Genomic DNA, 16743 nt, shown 5'->3' with positions numbered 1-16743 from the left:
GGGCGGCGCCCGGCCGGTCCCGGCGTCAGGACGCGGCGCGACGCAGGTCGAACAGGTCCGACGGGGAGATCGGCATCTTCATGATCGGGATGCCCTCGGCGTCCTCGACGGCCGAGGCGATCACCGCCGAGACCGGGATGACCCCGGCCTCGCCCGCGCCCTTGATGCCGAGCGGGTTGAGCGGGGACGGCGTCTGCAGGTGCGCGGTCTCCACGTGCGGGACCTCCGTGGCGTACGGCATCAGGAAGTCCATGAACGAGGCGTTGAGCAGCTGCCCGTGCTCGTCGTAGGCCATCCGCTCGTACAGCGCGCCGCCGACCCCCTGGGCCACGCCGCCGTGGATCTGCCCTTCGACGATCATCGGGTTGACGAGGTTCCCGCAGTCGTGGACCACCGCGTAGCGCAGGATGCGGACCTCCGCGGTCAGCGGGTCGGTCTCCACGACGGCCGCGTGCATGCCGGAGGCGAAGGTCGAGCGGATCGGCGAGTAGTAGTCGCGCCCCTCCAGGCCCGGCTCCTCGCCCTCGGCGACCGGCGGCCGGTCGGGCGCCGACGCGCCCGCGAACTGCGTGGCGCGGGAGGCCTCCTCGTCGAAGGCGTAGCGGAGCGGGTTGGCCAGCACCGCCACCGTGGACAGCGGGAGCGAGGCGTCCGGCACCCCGGCGACGTGCACCACCCCGTCGGTGATCTCCAGGTCGGCCGGGTCGGCCTCCAGCGCGTCGGCGGCGATGCGCAGCGCCTTCTCGCGGACCCTCCGGCAGGCCAGCGCGATCGCGTTGCCGCTCATCACCGCCGCCCGGGAGGCGAAGGTGCCGACCGCGTAGCCGAACCTGCGGGTGTCGCCGGTGACGACCGAGACGCGCTCCAGCGGCACGCCCAGCTCGCTCGCGGCGATCTGCGCGAAGACCGTCTCGTGCCCCTGGCCCTGCGAGGTCAGGCCGGTGGAGACGTGCACCCGGCCGTCGGAGGTGATCTGCACGTGGCCGCCCTCGTACGGGCCGACGCCGGTGCCCTCCACGTAGCAGCCGATCCCGATCCCCAGCCGCCTGCCCCCGGCCTCGGCCCGCGCCCTCTCCTCCGGGAAGGAGTCCCAGCCGATCAGCTCCTTGAGCAGGCGCAGCGACTCGGGGTAGTCGCCGCTGTCGTAGATCAGCGGCCGGCCGTCCTGGAAGGTCAGCCCCTGGTCGTAGGGGAACTCGTCGGGCTGGATGAGGTTGGCGGCGCGCACCGCCGTACGGTCGAGGCCGAGGTGGGCGGCGATGCGGTCCATCGTCCGCTCCATGCAGAAGACGGCCTGCGGGCGGCCCGCCCCCCGGTACGGCGTGACCTGCACGGTGTTGGTGTAGAGCGAGGAGAACTCCACCCGGTAGGCGCCCAGCTTGTACGGCCCCGGCAGCTGGGTCGAGGTGATGATCGGCACGATGATCCCGTACGGCGTGTAGGCGCCGTGGTCGTGCAGGATCGTCACGTCCAGGCCGAGGACGCGGCCGTCGTCGTCGAAGCCGACGCGGACGGTGTGCTCCTGGGCCCGCTCGTGCGCGGAGGCGGTGAAGTGCTCGCGCCGGTCCTCGGTCCACTTGACCTCGCGGCCGAGCAGCATGGCGGCCCAGGGGACGAGCACCTCCTCCGGCCACGGGTGCATGATCTTCACGCCGAAGCCGCCGCCCACGTCGGGGGCGATCACCTCGACCTTGGGCAGCGGCAGGTCCAGCTTGGCGGCCAGGGCCATGCGCACGCTGGTGGAGGTCTGGGTGCTGGAGTGCACGCGCAGCGAGGCGTCGTCGGCGTCCCAGCGGGCGTGCACGCCGCGCCCCTCCAGCGGCATGGACGCGCTGCGCTCGATGCCGAGCCGGAACTCCAGCGTGTGCGGCGCGGCCTCGATCGCCTCCGCCGCCCCGCGCCCGTCGGCCGCCGGCACCGACTGGACCAGGTGCGCGCCGACGTTGCCCGGCACGTCGTCGTGGACGAGGTGGCCGGCCCGCGCCGCCTCCGCGAGGCCGACCACGGGCGGGAGCGGGTCGTAGTCGACGCGGATGAGCGCGCAGGCGTCCTCGGCGAGGTAGCGGTCGCGGGCCACGACCATGACGACGGGCTCGCCGACGTGCCGGACCCGGTCGCGGGCCAGCGGGAGGGCGGTGCGGCCGTGGGTGAGCGCCGGGTGCGGGATGAGCAGCGGGAGCGGCCCGGCGAGCCGTTCCGGCAGGTCCTCCCAGGTGTAGATCGCCACCAGCCCGTCCACGTCGAGCGCGTCCGACACGTCGATGTCGCAGATGACGGCGTGCGCGTGCGGGGAGCGGACGAACGCCGCGGCCAGCGCGCCGGAGCCGAGGTCGTCGAGGTAGCGGCCCCGGCCGGTGAGGAGCCGCGGGTCCTCCCGCCGCCGGACGGGCTCTCCGAACAGTCTGGTGGTCATTTCCGCAGCCCTCCCGCCCCCGGGGAGCGCGGGGCCCGCCCGGGGATCCGTCCGGGGATCCGCCCGGGGATCCGTCCGGGGGTTCCCGTCATGCGCCCTCCGTCCGCTCCTCCGCCATGATCTCCGCCGCGCGGTGCACGGCCCTGACGATGTTCTGGTAGCCGGTGCACCGGCACAGGTTGCCCGACAGGCCCTCCAGCACCTCCTCGCCGGTCGGCGCGGGGTTGTCCCGCAGCAGCGCGGTCACCGTGCACAGGAACCCGGGGGTGCAGAACCCGCACTGCAGGCCGTGGCACTCGGCGAAGGCCCGCTGCACCGGTGAGAGGCGGTCGCCGTCCGCGAGCCCCTCGACGGTGGTGATCTCGTGCCCGTCGACGGTGACGGCGAAGGTCAGGCAGGAGCGGACCGGCTCGCCGTCGAGCAGGACCGTGCAGCAGCCGCAGACGCCGTGCTCGCAGCCGACGTGTGTGCCGGTGAGGCCCAGGTCGTGCCGGAGGCAGTCCGACAGCAGCCGCCGCGCCGGCACCCGCGCCCGCCGTACGACGCCGTTGACGGTCAGCGTGATCTCGTGCGCGCTCTCACCCATGGCTGCCTTCCCCCCGGCGTTCCCCACCGCGTTCCCCCCGGCGTTCCCCACCGCGCTCCCCGCCGTGTTCCCCACCGCGCTCCCCGCCGTGTTCCCCACCGCGCTCCCCGCCGTGTTCCCCACCGCGTTCCCCGCCGTGTTCCTCACGGTGTCCCCCCGCTCTCCTTCGCCGCCGCCTCCAGCGCCTCCTTCGCGGCCTCCCGGAGCGCCCGCTCGGCGAGGACCCCGGTCAGGTGCCGCCGGTACTCGGCGGTCGCGTGGATGTCGGTCTCCGGCTCGGCACGCTCCCGCACGACCCGTGCCGCCTCGGCCCAGCCGGCGGCCTCCGGCGGCCGCGCCCCGCACACGGCGGTGACGTCGACGACCAGCGGGACGGGGCCCGCGCTCACGCACGCCGCCCTCGCCTCGGCGACCCGCAGGTCGCCGTCCAGCCGGACCAGGGCCGCGACCCCGGCCAGGGCGTAGTCGCCGTGCCGGCGGGACACCTCGCGGAAGGCGGTTCCCGCGCGCGGCGGCAGGGCGGGGAAGAAGGCGGAGACGGCCAGCTCGCCGGGGCGCAGCGCCGGCTCCAGCGGACCGGTGAAGAACTCCCCGGCCGCCACCTCGCGCGTGCCCCCGCGCCGCGCGAGCCGTACCGAGCCGCCGAGCAGCGCCAGCACGGCGGGCAGCTCGGCCGCCGGATCGGCGTGGGCGAGGCTGCCGACCACGGTGCCCCGGTTGCGGATCACCGGGTGGGCCACCAGCCGGAGCGCCCGGCGCAGCAGCGGCTGGACGGCGGCGGCCGGCCCGGAGCGCTCCAGGTGGGCGTGCCGGGCCAGCGCTCCGACGCGGACCCCGTCCGGCCCGGCCTCGATCCCGTCCAGGGCACCGACCCGGTTGATGTCGACGAGGTGGGCGGGGGCGGCCAGCCGCATGTTCATCAGCGGGATCAGGCTCTGGCCGCCGGCGAGCACCTTGCCGTGCTCCCCGACCTCGGCGAGGACGTCGAGCGCCTCGCCGAGGGAGCGGGGAGCGTGGTGGTCGAAGGGGGGTGGCTTCACCCGGCGGCTCCACGGTCCGGCCCGGCCGGGGGCTCCCCTGCTGGAGGCGCTGGAGGCGCTGCGTCCTTCCCCGCGTCCGTGCCCGCCGCGCCGCTCCCCGGCCCCGCCGGAGCGGCCGTCACCGCGGCCGGGGTCCTCGCGCCGCGGCCGGCGATGGCCCGCAGCAGGTGGTGGCCGGCCAGCACCACGATGGTGCCGAGCGCGATGCCCTCCAGGGCGAAGTCGGAGCCGATCGTCTGCTTGACCGGGCCGATGGCGAGGATGATGCCCGCCCCGACGGGGACCATGTTGACCGGGTCGGCGAAGTCCACCCGGTTCTCGATCCAGATCTTCGCGCCGAGCAGGCCGATCATGCCGTAGAGGATGACGGTGATGCCGCCGAGCACGCCGCCGGGGGTCGCCGCGACCAGCGCGCCGAACTTCGGGCAGAGGCCGAAACCGATCGCGATGACCGCCGCGATGTAGTAGGCGGCCGTGGAGTAGACGCGGGTGGCGGCCATGACGCCGATGTTCTCGGCGTAGGTGGTGGTCGGGGAGCCGCCGAAGGCGCTGGTGACCATGGTGCCGACGCCGTCGCCGATGATCGCCCGCCCCATGTACGGGTTGACGTCGGTGCCGGTCATCTCGCCGACGGCCTTGACGTGGCCGACGTTCTCGGCGACCAGCGCGATGACCGCCGGGAGCACCAGGATGACCGCGGAGACCTTGAAGTCGGGCAGGTGCATGTCCGGCAGCCCGATCCAGTCGGCGGAGGCGACCGCGTCGAAACTGACCCGGGGGTGCGTGTCGACCTGGCCGGTGGCCGCGTTGTAGGCGGTGATGTCCCCGAAGACCCGGTCGGCCGCCCAGGAGAGCACGAAGCCGATCACCAGGCCGAGCAGGACGCCGATCCGGCCCGCGAACCCCTTGAAGAGCACGATGATCAGGAAGGTGACGGTCATCGTGATGAGCGCGATCCACTGGTCCTGCGGCCAGTAGACGTCCGCGACCACGTAGGCCAGGCCGAAACCGATCAGCATGACGACGGCGCCGGTGACGACGGGCGGGAAGATCCGGTTGATGATCTGCACGCCCATGACGTGCATCGCCACGCCGATCAGGGCGAGCACCAGGCCGGCGACGAGGATCGCGCCGGTGACGATCGCGTCGGCCTCGGCGGTGTCCCCGCCGAAGAGCGCCCTGATCGCCAGCACACCGCCCACGAACGAGGCGCTGGTGCCGAGGTAACTGGGCACCTTGCCCTGCACGATGAGCAGGAACAGGATCGTGGCGACCCCGGAGAACATGATCGCGACGTTCGGGTCCAGCCCCATGACCAGGGGGAAGACGAACGTCGCGCCGAACATCGCGATGACGTGCTGGGCGCCGAACCCGACCATGCGCGGCCAGGACAGCCGCTCGTCCGGTCTGACGACCTCCCCCGGAGCCGGCGTCCTGCCGTCTCCGTGCTTGGTCCAACCTGCAACCATCAAGCCCACCTTTCCCGGGCCGTCGGTCGGTGGCCGCCCCGCAGGCACTCCTTCCGGCGGATCCTCATCTGCCGTTGCGGGCACGCTAGGCCCGTGCCCGCGGCCGTTCATCAGCATGATCTGCCAAATCTGCCCCACCGGCCAGGAGAAGCGTCGCGCACCGCCGTACCCGGCCCCCGGTGAGCAGGCCGGGAGCGGGCCGACCGGCCTGCGGGGGAGCGGGTACGGCCCGCACGGCTCGAGGCAGTCGGTGTGGGGCAGTCGGTGCGGGACGACCGGCTCAGGGCGACCGGTGCGGGACGGTCAGCGCTGGGCGGTCAGCGCTGGGCGACGACGCGGATCTCGAAGCCGTCGCCCGTGACGACCTGGCCGGCGCGGATCTTGCAGGTCTTGCGGAGCTCGACCTCGCCGTCGACCAGCACGCTCCCGGTGGAGATGAGGTACTTGGCCTGGCCTCCGGTGTCGGTCACGGCGCAGTACTTCAGCAGGTCGCACAGGGGGATGTAGTCGGTTTCCAGCTCAAAGGTCTCGTTCACGGCCTCAGCCTAGTGGTCGCGTCCGCGGGTTCTCCGAGGTCGGCGGTCCGCGGGGAGCCGCGCGGAGAGCCGCGCGGCGTGACCCGGCCCCGGCGGCGGGCCGGTCAGCCTCCGGCCCGTGCGACGAGCCCGAGCAGCTCCCGCAGGACGGCGGGGGCCGCCGCGATCGTGGCGCGGGAGCCCATGGTGTGCGGGGTCCCGTCCGCGTCGACGACCACGGCCCCGGCCTCCCTCGCGATCAGCACCCCCGCCGCGGTGTCCCACGGGCGGTTGTTGAGCATCACGCAGGCGTCGATCCTGCCCTCCGCCACCCAGGCGAGGTCGACGGCCGCCGAGCCTAACATGCGGACCCGGCTCACCCGTGCGGCGAGCTCGCCGGTGAGGGTCAGCCGGGGGCGGTTCGCGGCCTCGGCGCCCTCCCCCACGGCGTAGTCGCCGACGGCCACCACCGCGTCGGACAGGGCGCCGGCCCCGCTCACGCGGATCGGCGCCTCCCCGGCCCGGGCCCCGCCGCCCTCCACCGCCGTGTACCGCAGCCCCAGGAACGGCAGCTCGATCACGCCCAGGCGCGGCAGATCCCCGCCGACCAGCCCCAGGGAGACCCCGCAGAGCGGGACGCCGTGCAGGAGGTTGACCGTGCCGTCCACCGGGTCGAGGACCCAGGTCAGGCCGCTGTCCGCCCCCGCCACGGCGCCCTCCTCCTCCCCCAGGAACCCGATCTCCGGTGTCTGTTCGGCCAGGAAGTCCCGTACGGCCTGCTCGACGGCGTAGTCCACCTCGGTGGCCATGTCCCGGTCGCCCTTGGCGGTGACGGCCCCGGGGAGGCGGGTCCGCACGATCTCCGCGGCGACGGCGACGGCCCGCTCGGCGACCGGCAGCAGCGACGGCAGGTGGACGGTCATGCTCGGCGGCTCCTCGGCGTACGGCGAAGGCCCGGCCGCGGACCTCGTTCCCGGCCGGGCCTCCAGCCTACGAGCGGGGACGGGTCCCGGCGGCCGCGCGGGCCCGCTAGATGCCGCGCATGCGCAGGACGTGCAGCGCGAGCGTCAGGTTGAGCCGCAGGTGTGCGTCCTCGGTGAAGCAGCCCAGCATCCGCTCCAGCTTGCCGATCCGGTAGCGGAGCGTGTTGTAGTGGAAGTGCAGCCGCCGGGCCGTCTCGGCGACGTTGAGGTTGGTCTCCAGCAGCACCTGGAGCGTCCGGCGCAGGTCGGCGTTCTCCGGGTCGTCGTCGGAGGCGAGCGGGCCGAGCGTCTCGCGGACGAAGGCGTGCAGCTCGGCGGTGTCGCTGACCAGCGAGAGCAGCCGGTAGACCCCGAGCTGGTCGAAGTGCGCGACCGCGCCGGGGCCGTGCAGCTGGCGGCCGACCCGGGCCGCCTTCAGCGCCTGGGAGTACGCCTCGGGGAGCGCCTCGGCGCCCGGAGCCGTACGACTGACGCCGGTGGAGAAGGTCGCGGGTGTCCCCTCGCTGAAGGCCGCCGCCGCGTCCCTGGTCAGGCGGGCGGTGTCGACGGCCGCGCCGACGACGGCGACCACCTCGTGGGAGAAGCCGGCCACCGCGCCGCGCGGGTCGTGGCGGCGGAGCGCGGCCGTCCAGCTCGCCGCCAGGCGGTCCTGGGCGATCCGCTCGTCCGACTCCGGGTCGAGCTCGGCCACCAGGACGGTGACCGGGCGCCGCAGGTCCCAGCCGAAGGCCTTGGCCCGGGAGGTGATCCGCTCGGAGCCGCCCGCCTTGCCGGTGAGCACGTCGCGCAGGAAGTCGGAGCGGTACTTGCTCTCGACGGCGTTGACCGCCTCCTGCCGGGTGATCACGAGGGCGGCGACCGTCGCGGCGCGCTCCAGGATGCCGACGTCGCTGTCGGGGACCGGCCCGGCGGGGCCGCACGCGGCGATCCGGCCGTGGTGGTGCCCGCCCGCGACGACGGGGACGGCGGTGCGCCGGTCCTCGGGCGCGGTGCGCAGCGCGGCGAGGTACTCGGCCGGCCCGGCCGAGGCCAGCACCTGGCCGGCGCCGTCGGTCACGGCCACGGCGACGTCGAGCAGCCCGGCGACCTCGGCGGTCACCTCGCGCAGGCCGCCGCCGGCCAGCACGATCGCCACCAGGGCCCGGTGCGCCTCCTCGGCGCGGGCCAGCACGGCGGCCTGCCGGTTGAGGATGTCGGTGAGGACCTGGTTGAGGATGTCGTCGAAGCCGACGTCCTCGGGGAGCAGGATCAGCGGGAAGCCCAGCCGGTCGGCCTGCCGGGCCATCTCGCCGGGCAGCTCGTCCAGATAGCGGCCGAGCTTGATGGCGAGCGCGGACAGGCCCCGCTCGTCCAGGTCCGCCACGAGCCGGTCGAGCGACTGGGGGGTGTTCCGCAGCGGATAGCCGGTGGTCAGCAGCAGCTCGTGGGGTTTGACCCAGGCGAGGATGTCGGGGACCTCCATCACGTTGAGGCGCTGCACGACCCGGTCCAGCCCTCCCCCGCCCGCGATCAGCCGGGCCCCGGCCAGCGTCGAGACGCCGAGGACCTCCCCGACGGAGACGCCGTGAATGATCGTGCCGGTGCTGGCCAGGCGTACAGGGGGCTCCATGGGTCGATTGTGACCGATGAAGACGTCTGTCAGGAAGAGCCAACCTTTGGGCCGACTGTTGGCACCTTTCTCCGTACGGGGTGATCGAGCGCCGTTCTACCGTCGGGCTCATGAACGGGAGGACGCGGTGACGGTGGGGACACGTCCGGGCGCGCGGCGGGCTCCGGCGCGGACGCACGCGACCGGTGCGGCCAGCACGGCCCTGCGCCCGGTGCTGGAGTCGCCCCGCCGCCCCGCGCGGGTGCTGGCGGCCTTTCCCTCGTGCGTCTACCTGGAGGTCCGCACGGAGCTCGAACCGCAGGTGGTCGCGGTGCTCACCGGGGAGGCCGCCCGGCTGCCCAACGCGATGGTCGTCACCGGTCCCGTGCCCCGGGTGGCGGTGGGCGACGACGCCTCCGCGGGGGACGGCTCGATCGAGATCGGCGGGCTCAGTCTGCGGGCCCGCCGCTGGTGGGACCCTGCCCCGCCACTCGGCCCGGCCGATCCGCCGCGGCTGGCGCGCGCGCTGCTCCTGCTGACGGGCCTGTGCGAGGCGTCTCTCCGGCGGCCGGCGCTGGAGGGCAACGGGGCCGCCGGCGTGCTGGCCGCCGGCTGCGCCGAGGCCCGGCTGCTGCGCTGCGTCACCGCCGCCGAGCAGCTCATCGGGCTCGGGCCCGGCCTGACGCCCAGCGGTGACGACATGCTCGCCGGGCTGCTGGTGGCGCTGCGCCACCTGGGCACGGCCGCCGGTGTGGAACGGGCGGTATGGCTGGCCGACTGGCTGGCCGCCGCGGTGACCTTCGACGCCCGGGGCAGGACCACCCCCATCTCGGCGACCCTGTTGCACTGCGCGGCCCGGGGCCAGACGAGCGGCGAGGTCCTGGCGGTCCTGCGCGGCCTGGCCGGGCGGCAGCCGCTGGAGCCCGCCCTGGCCCGGCTGCTCGGGCTCGGCCACACCTCCGGCGCCGACCTGGCCTGGGGGCTGCGCGCCGGGCTCGCCGCCGTCGTCGGCCTCGCGGAGCAAGCACGCGGGACGGGCGGGATCGCCGGGGCGGGCCGCCCCGGCGGGACGATCGCGAAAGTGGGAGCAGGTGGACGCTGAGCAGCCCGGCACCGATCTGGTACAGGTGCGGACGGGGGTGTACCACGACTCGGTGAGCCTGATGCGGGTCAGCCGGGCGGCCGGCGACCTGCCCGGGGTGAAGGTCGCGGTGGTGGCCATGGCCACCGAGCTCAATCTCGGCATCGCCGCCGAGCTGGGCTTCGAGCTCCCCGCCGCCGGGCCCGGCGACCTGCTGGTCGCGCTGCGGGCCGACGACCGGGACGCCGCCGGCCGGGCCGCGGCCGAGGTCGGCAGGCTGCTGGACGGCCTCGGCCCGGAGGGCGGCGCCGGGGACGGCGGGGCCGAAAACGGCGCCGGGGAGCCGCCGCGCACCGTGCGCGCCGCCGTGCGGGCGGCGGGCGGCGGCGCGACGCTGGCCCTGGTCTCCGTTCCCGGGCCGCACGCGTTCGCCGAGGCGCTGGACGCGGTCGAGGCCGGCCTGTCCGTGATGGTCTTCAGCGACAACGTCCCCGTCGCGCAGGAGGTGCTGCTCAAGCGGCGGGCCGCCGAGCGCGGCGTGCTGGTCATGGGACCGGACTGCGGCACCGCCGTGGTCGCCGGGGCCGGGCTCGGCTTCGCCAACGTGCTGCGGCCCGGACCGGTCGGGGTGGTGGCGGCCTCCGGGACCGGCGCGCAGCAGCTGACGTGCCTGCTGGACCTGGCGGGCGTCGGGGTGAGCCACGTGCTCGGCGTCGGCGGGCGCGACCTGTCGGCGGAGGTGGGCGGGCTGTCCACGCTCCACGCCCTCGCCGCGCTCGACGCCGACCCCGCCACCGAGCTGATCGTGCTGGTCTCCAAGCCCCCGGCGCCGGAGGTGGCGCGCGACGTACGGCGGGCCGCCGCCCGGCTCGCCACCCCCGTGGTGACCGTGTTCCCCGGCGCGGCGGAGAACGGAGGCTCCGCGGAGGACGGCGGTTCCACGGAGGGCTCCGCGGAGGACGGAGACTCCTCGTGGAACGGCGGGCCGGACCTGACCTCGGCCGCCGAGGCCGTGCTCCGGGCGCTCGGGGCGCAGGTCCCCGACTGGCCCGCCTGGCCGGCCGCCGGTGCCGGTCGCACCCCGGGGCCCGCCGCGCCGGACGGCGCAGGGAGGGATGCGGCGGGCGGCACGGCGGAGTGCGTCCCGGCGGGGAGCGCGGCCGGCGGCGCCGGAGCGGCCGGCACGGCGGGCGGGCGGGCGCGGGCGCTGCACGGGATCTACTCCGGTGGCACGCTCTGCGCGGAGGCGGAGCTCGCCGCCGGGACCGGGACCTTCACCGACTACGGCGACGACGCCTACACCCGGGGCCGGGCCCACCCGATGATCGACCCCTCGCTCCGCCTGGAGGCGCTGGCCGCGGTGCCCGCCGGGGACGTGGCCCTGCTCGACGTGGTGCTCGGCCACGGCGCCGACCCCGATCCCGCCGCCCGGCTCGCCCCCGCGATCGCCGCCGCCGTGGCCCGCGGCACGACCGTGGTCGCCGCGCTGGTCGGCTCCGCGGGGGACCCGCAGGGGCTGGACGCGCAGGCGGAGGCGCTGCGGGCGGCGGGAGCGGACGTGTTCGCCTCCAACGCGCGCGCGGCCCGCCACGCGGCCCGCCTGTGCGGAGGCGCCCGGTGAACCCGGCCGGAAGCGCCCGGTGAGCCCGGTCCGGGACACCCGGTGAACGGGCACCCGGTGAACGGGCACCCGGTGAACGGGCACCCCACGAGCAGGCACCCGACGAACCCCACCGGAGGTACCCGATGAGCCTGTCCATGCTCTCCGGCGAACCGCACGTGATCACCGCCGGGGCCGCCGTGCTCGGCGAGGCGCTGGACGCGCAGGCCGTACCGCGCACCGCGGTCGACTGGCGGCCGCCGCTGCCGGGCACCGAGGCCGACCTGGCCCGGGTGCTGGCCGACCCGCGCCGGGCCGCCGCCAACGCCCGGGCGGTGGAGCGGCTGACGTCCGCGCGCCCCCTGCTGGCCGGGGTACGGCCCGCCCGCGAGGCGCTGGACCTGCCGCCGGGCACGTTCCTGCACGCCGGGCCGCCGATCGACTGGGAGCGGGCCTCCGGGCCGATGCGCGGCGCCCTGGTCGGCGCGGTGCTGCTGGAGGGCATGGCCGCCGACGCCGAGGAGGCCGGGCGGCTGCTGGCCGCGGGAGGCGTCCGGCTGGAGCCGTGCCACCACCACGCGGCGGTGGGCCCGATGGCGGGGGTGGTCAGCCCGTCGATGTGGATGTTCGAGGTGCGCGACGCCGAGCACGGCGGCACCGCCTACTGCTCGCTCAACGAGGGGCTCGGCAAGGTGCTGCGCTACGGCGCCTACGGCCCCGAGGTGATCGGGCGGCTGCGCTGGATGGGCGAGGTGCTCGGCCCGGCTCTGGCCGCGGCCCTGGCGGCGACGGGACCGCTGGACCTGCGGTCGATGATCGCGCAGGCCCTGCAGATGGGCGACGAGCTGCACAACCGCAACCGCGCCGCGACCTCGCTGCTGGTCCGCGAGCTGGCGCCCGCCCTGGTGGAGACGGCCGGCGCCCGCGCGGCCGAGGTGCTGCGCTTCGCGGGCGGCAACGACCACTTCTTCCTCAACGCGGGCATGGCCGCCTGCAAGGTGAGCGCCGACGCGGCGCGGGACGTGCCCGGCTCCACCCTGGTGGTGGCGATGGCCCGCAACGGCACCGACTTCGGCGTGCAGGTCTCCGGCCTCGGCGACCGCTGGTTCACCGGTCCGGCGGGGGTGCCGGACGGGCTCTACCTCGGCGCGTACGGCCCGGCGGACGCCAACCCCGACATCGGCGACTCGACGATCACCGAGACGGCCGGGCTGGGCGGTTTCGCGATGGCGGCGGCGCCGGCGATCGTCAGGTTCGTCGGGGGCGACGTCTCCGCCGCCACGGCGGCCACCCGGTCGATGTACGAGATCACCCTCGCCGAGCACCCCGCCTACCAGATCCCCGCCCTGGGGTTCCGGGGCACGCCGGTGGGCGTGGACGTGGCGCTGGTGGCCAGAACCGGCCTGCTGCCGACGGTGAACACCGGCATCGCGGGCAGGGTCGCGGGCACCGGGCAGGTCGGCGCGGGCCTGGTCGCCCCGCCCGTCTCGGCCTTCACCGCCGCACTGGCCGCGCTGGCCCGGGACGCGCCCTTCTAGATCGTTTTCTCCGCGCCACTCCCGCCGGCCCGGTCTCCCCCGGCCGTGTCAGCGCCTCGGTGCTGTCTCAGTGCTGTCTACGTGTCGCCTCGATGCTGTCTCGATGCTGTCCCGGTGCCGCCTCCTGTGCCGCCTCCGCCGGTCTCCGCGTGTGTCCGCGCACGTCAGCGCGGGTCGGCGTAGTGGCGTGAGGCTTGGGACGTCGGGTACGGTCGATAGAGAGGTAACGCAAAGGGCATCAAAGACCTTCAAATACCATGAAGTCCTTTTCTAGCTACCCAACTTCCATTACCGAATGTGATCCGGATATCGTGTCCAACCTCACAAACAGCCTTGGATATGGGGGCGGGGTATGTCGGCTGACCGTCTGATCGGCAAGGTACCCCCTGGACCGGAGGGTGCGAACATCACCGGGACCACACCTACGGGACAGGGCAGGCTGATCGGCAAGCGCTATCGCCTGCTGGCGGCGGTGGGCCGCGGCGGCATGGGCATGGTCTGGCACGCGCACGACGTACTGCTCGACCGCGACGTCGCGGTGAAGGAGCTGATCCTTCCCTACGGGCTCGACCACGCGGGCAAGCACGCGGCCTACCGGCGCATGATGCGCGAGGCCCGCTCGGCGGCCCGGCTCAGCCACCCGGGGATCGTGACCGTCCACGACGTCGTCGAGGAGGACGGGCGCCCCTGGATCGTGATGGAGCTCGTGCGGGCCTGGTCGCTGGAGCAGGCGGTGCGGGAGAGCGGCCCGCTCCCGGTGGCGCAGGCCGCCGAGATCGGCATCAGGGTGCTCGACGCGCTGCGCCACGCGCACGCCTCCGGGATCCTGCACCGCGACGTCAAGCCGGGCAACGTGCTGCTCACCTCCGACCGCGTGATCCTCACCGACTTCGGCATCGCCGCGCTCGAGGGCGACGTCACGATCACCCAGACCGGCCTGCTGATGGGCTCCCCCGCCTACATCCCGCCGGAGCGGCTCTCCGGCCAGCCGATCAACCAGGCCGGCGACCTGTGGGCCTTCGGCGCCACGCTGTACGCGGCGGTCGAGGGCCGCCCGCCGTACGAGGGGCCCGACGCGGTGGCCGTGCTCGGCGCGATCCTCACCCAGGACCCCGTCCGGCCGCAGCGGGCCGGGGCGCTCGCCCCCGTCATCGAGGGCCTGCTCCGCAAGAACCCCGCCGACCGGCTCCCCGCGGCCCAGGTGTCGGAGATGCTGGAGCAGGTCCTGCGCGTGCACGGCTCCGCCACCCCCGACCGGGGCCCCAACGGCCAGGTGCCCGCCGCGATGCCGGTCCCGGGCAACTCCATGCCGATGCACCTCATGCCGCCGCTGGACCCGCCCTCCGGCCCGATGCCCTCGCGGATCATCGAGACCCCCTCTGGGCCGGTGCGCGTGCCGTACGACCCGAACGCCTCCGGGGCGCACGCCGCTCCCGGCGGCCGCCCGGCCGGCTACGACGCGCTGTCCAGCCCCTCCGGGGCGCACGCCGCTCCCCCGGTGGGCGCACCGGGCCACCCCGCCCCGCTGAACGTCACCATCGCGCCGTTCACCTCCCTGGACAGCATGTCCGGCGGGAGCCGGAGCGGCTACGACGCGCTGCGCAGCTCCTCCTCCGAGCTGGGCCGGCCTCCGGCGGCCTCCCCCGGAGAGGCCTTCTTCAACGACTCCTCGTTCGACGCGCTCTCCAGCTTCTCCGGTGAGATCCCGGCCCGCACCGGTGAGCGGCTCCCGCCGTCCGCGGGCTCCTCCGCCACGACGGCCGGCCGGCCCTCGCGCAGACGGGCGGAGGAGACCGGGCCGAGCCGGGCCGTGGCGGCGGAGGACGAGGGGCGCAGGAGCACGCGCCGCAGGGCCTCCGGCGACGGCGGCCCCTCCCCGCGCCTGCTGGCGCTCGGCGGGGCCGGGGCGCTGGCCCTGGTGGCCGCCCTGGTCTTCGTCCTGCTGCCCGGGGACGACGCTCCGCCCGAGGCCCGGACCTCGTCCGCGGTGGCCTCCGAGACCTCCGGGACCTCCGAGGCCGCCGCGCCGCAGACCTCCGCGTCGGAGGTCCCCAAGGGCTACAAGCGGCTGACCGAGGGCGGCGTCTCCGGCGCGGTGCCGGAGAAGTGGACGGTGGAGGCGGGCGACGGCGGCACCGTCGTCTTCTCCGGGCCGAAGAGCGTCGGCCAGAGCATCGTCGTCACCCAGGTCCCGGTGGCCGACCCTGTGGCCGCGCTCGGCAAGATCGACAAGACGGGGCTGGACGAGTATCTCGAGATCGGGGTGACGCCGGTCTCGTACAACGGCTGGAAGGCGGCCGACTGGGAGTACACCTACGCCGAGCCCGGCAGCATCGTCCAGATGCATGCGCTGACCCGGTACGTGGTGGTCGACTCCGACACCGCCTACACCATCTCGATCTCGGTGAAGGAGATCCACTGGGAGAAGAGCGCCAAGCTGGTCGACGCGTTCTTCTCCACCTTCGACCCCGGAGCGTGAGACGGCCCCGGCGGCGCCCGGCCCCGGGCGCCGTTCCGCGCTCCGGGCCGGGAACACCCGCTGGGGAAGCGTCACGGGTGATGACAGACTTCGCTCGTGACTACATCCCCGGTAAGTCCTGACATCCTCCCTCCGAACACCCAGCGGACCGCCGCCGTGCAGCGGCGCACGCTCGGCGTCCTGACCGCCGCGCAGATCACCAGCGGGATGGGCACCGCCGTGAGCTTCACCCTCAGCTCCGTGCTCGTCACCCGGCTCTCCGGCTCGGAGGCGATCGGCGGCCTGGCCGGCACCGCGACGGTGCTCGGCGCCGCCCTGCTCGCCCTGCCCACGGCCAAGGCGTCCGGCGCGGGCGGGCGCCGGACGGGACTGGGCCTGGCGTACGGCTGCGCGACGCTCGGCTGCCTCGTCACCGTCCTGGCCATCACCGCCGGCTCCTGGCCGCTGCTCCTGGCCGGGCTGGTGCTGTTCGGCGGCGGCAGCGCGGGCAACCTGGCCTCGCGCTACGCGGCCACGGACCTGTCCCCCGCCGGGCACTCCGCCCGGCACCTGTCCTGGGTGGTCTGGGCGGCCACCGTCGGCTCGGTCGCCGGCCCCAACCTCGCCGACCCGGCCGACCAGCTCGGCCAGCGGCTCGGCCTGCCCCCGGGCGCCGGACCGTTCGCCCTGGCCCTGCTCTCCTTCGTCCTGGCCATGGGCATCATCGCCGCCGGGCTGCGCCCGGACCCGCTGGTCCTGGCCCGCTCGCTCGCCGTACCCGCCCGCGGGACCGAGGTGACGCCCGAGGGCGGGGCCGGGACCGAAACCCGGGCCGTGGCGGGGACCGGAGCCGAAACCCGGGCCGTGGCGGGGAGCGCCGTGCGGAGCGGCGGCACGCTGCGCACCGCCTGGCAGGCGCTGCGCACGTCCCCGGCCGCGCTGCGGGCGCTCGTCGCGATCGCGGTCGGCCACACCGCCATGGTCTCGATCATGTCCATGACCCCGATCCACCTCGACCACCACGGCGCCGCCGTCTCGGTCATCGGCCTGGTCATCAGCCTCCACATCGCGGGCATGTACGTCCTGTCCCCCGCGGTCGGCTGGCTCGCCGACCGTGTCGGCCGGGTCCGGGTGCTCGTGCTCGGCATGGTGCTGCTGCTCGCCGCGGCCGTCCTGGCCGGCACCGCGGGCGAGCACGGCGTCGTCCAGGTGACCGCCGGCCTGGTCCTGCTCGGCCTCGGCTGGTCCTGCGGCCACGTCGCGGGCTCGGCGATGCTCACCGAGGCCGTCCCGCTGGAGCGGCGCCCCGCCGTCCAGGGGCTGTCGGACCTGGTGATGAACGTCTGCGGCGCCACCGGCACGGTGGTCGCCGGGGTGGTCGTGCAGACCCTGTCCTACGGCGCGCTCGGCGCCGCGGTGGCCGCCGGGGTGACCGCCACCGCCCTCTGGCTGGCGCTCGCCCGCCGCTGAGC

General features: G+C 75.3%; 12 protein-coding genes. 5 read left to right on the top strand and 7 right to left on the bottom strand.

Annotated features, from left to right (window positions below; translation table 11 throughout):
* Positions 1–25: 25 nt before the first annotated feature.
* The 7 genes from cutA to ACFOWE_RS33470 form a co-directional block, all read right to left on the bottom strand.
* Positions 26–2413 (bottom strand): aerobic carbon-monoxide dehydrogenase large subunit, encoded by a 2388-nt coding sequence (cutA, locus tag ACFOWE_RS33500; RefSeq protein WP_377295035.1) that lies wholly within the window; start codon positions 2411–2413, stop codon positions 26–28.
* Positions 2414–2501: 88 nt separating this feature from the next.
* Entirely contained in the window at positions 2502–2999 is a 498-nt protein-coding gene (locus ACFOWE_RS33495) for a (2Fe-2S)-binding protein (RefSeq protein ID WP_377295033.1), read from the bottom strand.
* Between the two features lie 143 nt (positions 3000–3142).
* The gene (locus ACFOWE_RS33490) at positions 3143–4039 is read right to left on the bottom strand and encodes an FAD binding domain-containing protein (RefSeq protein WP_377295031.1); all 897 of its coding nucleotides are present in this window, start codon (positions 4037–4039) and stop codon (positions 3143–3145) included.
* Positions 4036–5508, bottom strand: coding sequence for a uracil-xanthine permease family protein (locus tag ACFOWE_RS33485; protein WP_377295029.1), 1473 nt, complete (start codon positions 5506–5508; stop codon positions 4036–4038). The genes ACFOWE_RS33490 and ACFOWE_RS33485 overlap by 4 nt, the downstream gene beginning before the upstream one ends.
* 317 nt (positions 5509–5825) lie before the next feature.
* Entirely contained in the window at positions 5826–6044 is a 219-nt protein-coding gene (locus ACFOWE_RS33480) for an RNA-binding S4 domain-containing protein (protein WP_377295027.1), read from the bottom strand.
* 104 nt (positions 6045–6148) lie between these two features.
* Positions 6149–6946: an inositol monophosphatase family protein gene (locus tag ACFOWE_RS33475; RefSeq protein WP_377295025.1), complete on the bottom strand. Its 798-nt coding sequence runs from the start codon at positions 6944–6946 to the stop codon at positions 6149–6151.
* 106 nt (positions 6947–7052) lie between these two features.
* On the bottom strand, positions 7053–8615 hold the full coding sequence (locus ACFOWE_RS33470) for a PucR family transcriptional regulator (RefSeq protein ID WP_377295023.1): 1563 nt from the start codon (positions 8613–8615) through the stop codon (positions 7053–7055).
* 133 nt (positions 8616–8748) lie between these two features.
* On the opposite strand from ACFOWE_RS33470, the gene ACFOWE_RS33465 reads away from it, so the two are divergent.
* From ACFOWE_RS33465 to ACFOWE_RS33445, 5 genes are all read left to right on the top strand, one after another.
* Entirely contained in the window at positions 8749–9696 is a 948-nt protein-coding gene (locus ACFOWE_RS33465) for a DUF2877 domain-containing protein (protein WP_377295021.1), read from the top strand.
* Complete coding sequence (locus ACFOWE_RS33460; RefSeq protein WP_377295019.1) at positions 9686–11296, top strand: FdrA family protein; 1611 nt, start codon at positions 9686–9688, stop codon at positions 11294–11296. The genes ACFOWE_RS33465 and ACFOWE_RS33460 overlap by 11 nt, the downstream gene beginning before the upstream one ends.
* Positions 11297–11421: 125 nt before the next feature.
* Positions 11422–12813, top strand: a complete 1392-nt coding sequence (locus ACFOWE_RS33455) for a YlbE family protein (RefSeq protein WP_377295017.1) — start codon at positions 11422–11424, stop codon at positions 12811–12813.
* 352 nt (positions 12814–13165) lie between these two features.
* Entirely contained in the window at positions 13166–15292 is a 2127-nt protein-coding gene (locus ACFOWE_RS33450; RefSeq protein WP_377295015.1) for a serine/threonine protein kinase, read from the top strand.
* Between the two features lie 156 nt (positions 15293–15448).
* Positions 15449–16741: an MFS transporter gene (locus ACFOWE_RS33445; RefSeq protein WP_377295013.1), complete on the top strand. Its 1293-nt coding sequence runs from the start codon at positions 15449–15451 to the stop codon at positions 16739–16741.
* Positions 16742–16743: the final 2 nt, after the last annotated feature.

The sequence above is a fragment of the Planomonospora corallina genome, from assembly GCF_042650625.1.
GTDB lineage: Bacteria > Actinomycetota > Actinomycetes > Streptosporangiales > Streptosporangiaceae > Planomonospora_B > Planomonospora_B corallina.
This window is presented reverse-complemented; position numbering and strand designations above follow the sequence as displayed.

Excerpts from the sequence above, each read along its gene's own strand:
- cutA (WP_377295035.1), bottom strand. The coding sequence starts at position 2,413 with ATGACCACCAGACTGTTCGGAGAGCCCGTCCGGCGGCGGGAGGACCCG.
- ACFOWE_RS33455 (WP_377295017.1), top strand. The coding sequence starts at position 11,422 with ATGAGCCTGTCCATGCTCTCCGGCGAACCGCACGTGATCACCGCCGGG.
- ACFOWE_RS33495 (WP_377295033.1), bottom strand. The coding sequence starts at position 2,999 with ATGGGTGAGAGCGCGCACGAGATCACGCTGACCGTCAACGGCGTCGTA.
- ACFOWE_RS33450 (WP_377295015.1), top strand. The coding sequence starts at position 13,166 with ATGTCGGCTGACCGTCTGATCGGCAAGGTACCCCCTGGACCGGAGGGT.
- ACFOWE_RS33470 (WP_377295023.1), bottom strand. The coding sequence starts at position 8,615 with ATGGAGCCCCCTGTACGCCTGGCCAGCACCGGCACGATCATTCACGGC.
- ACFOWE_RS33485 (WP_377295029.1), bottom strand. The coding sequence starts at position 5,508 with ATGGTTGCAGGTTGGACCAAGCACGGAGACGGCAGGACGCCGGCTCCG.
- ACFOWE_RS33475 (WP_377295025.1), bottom strand. The coding sequence starts at position 6,946 with ATGACCGTCCACCTGCCGTCGCTGCTGCCGGTCGCCGAGCGGGCCGTC.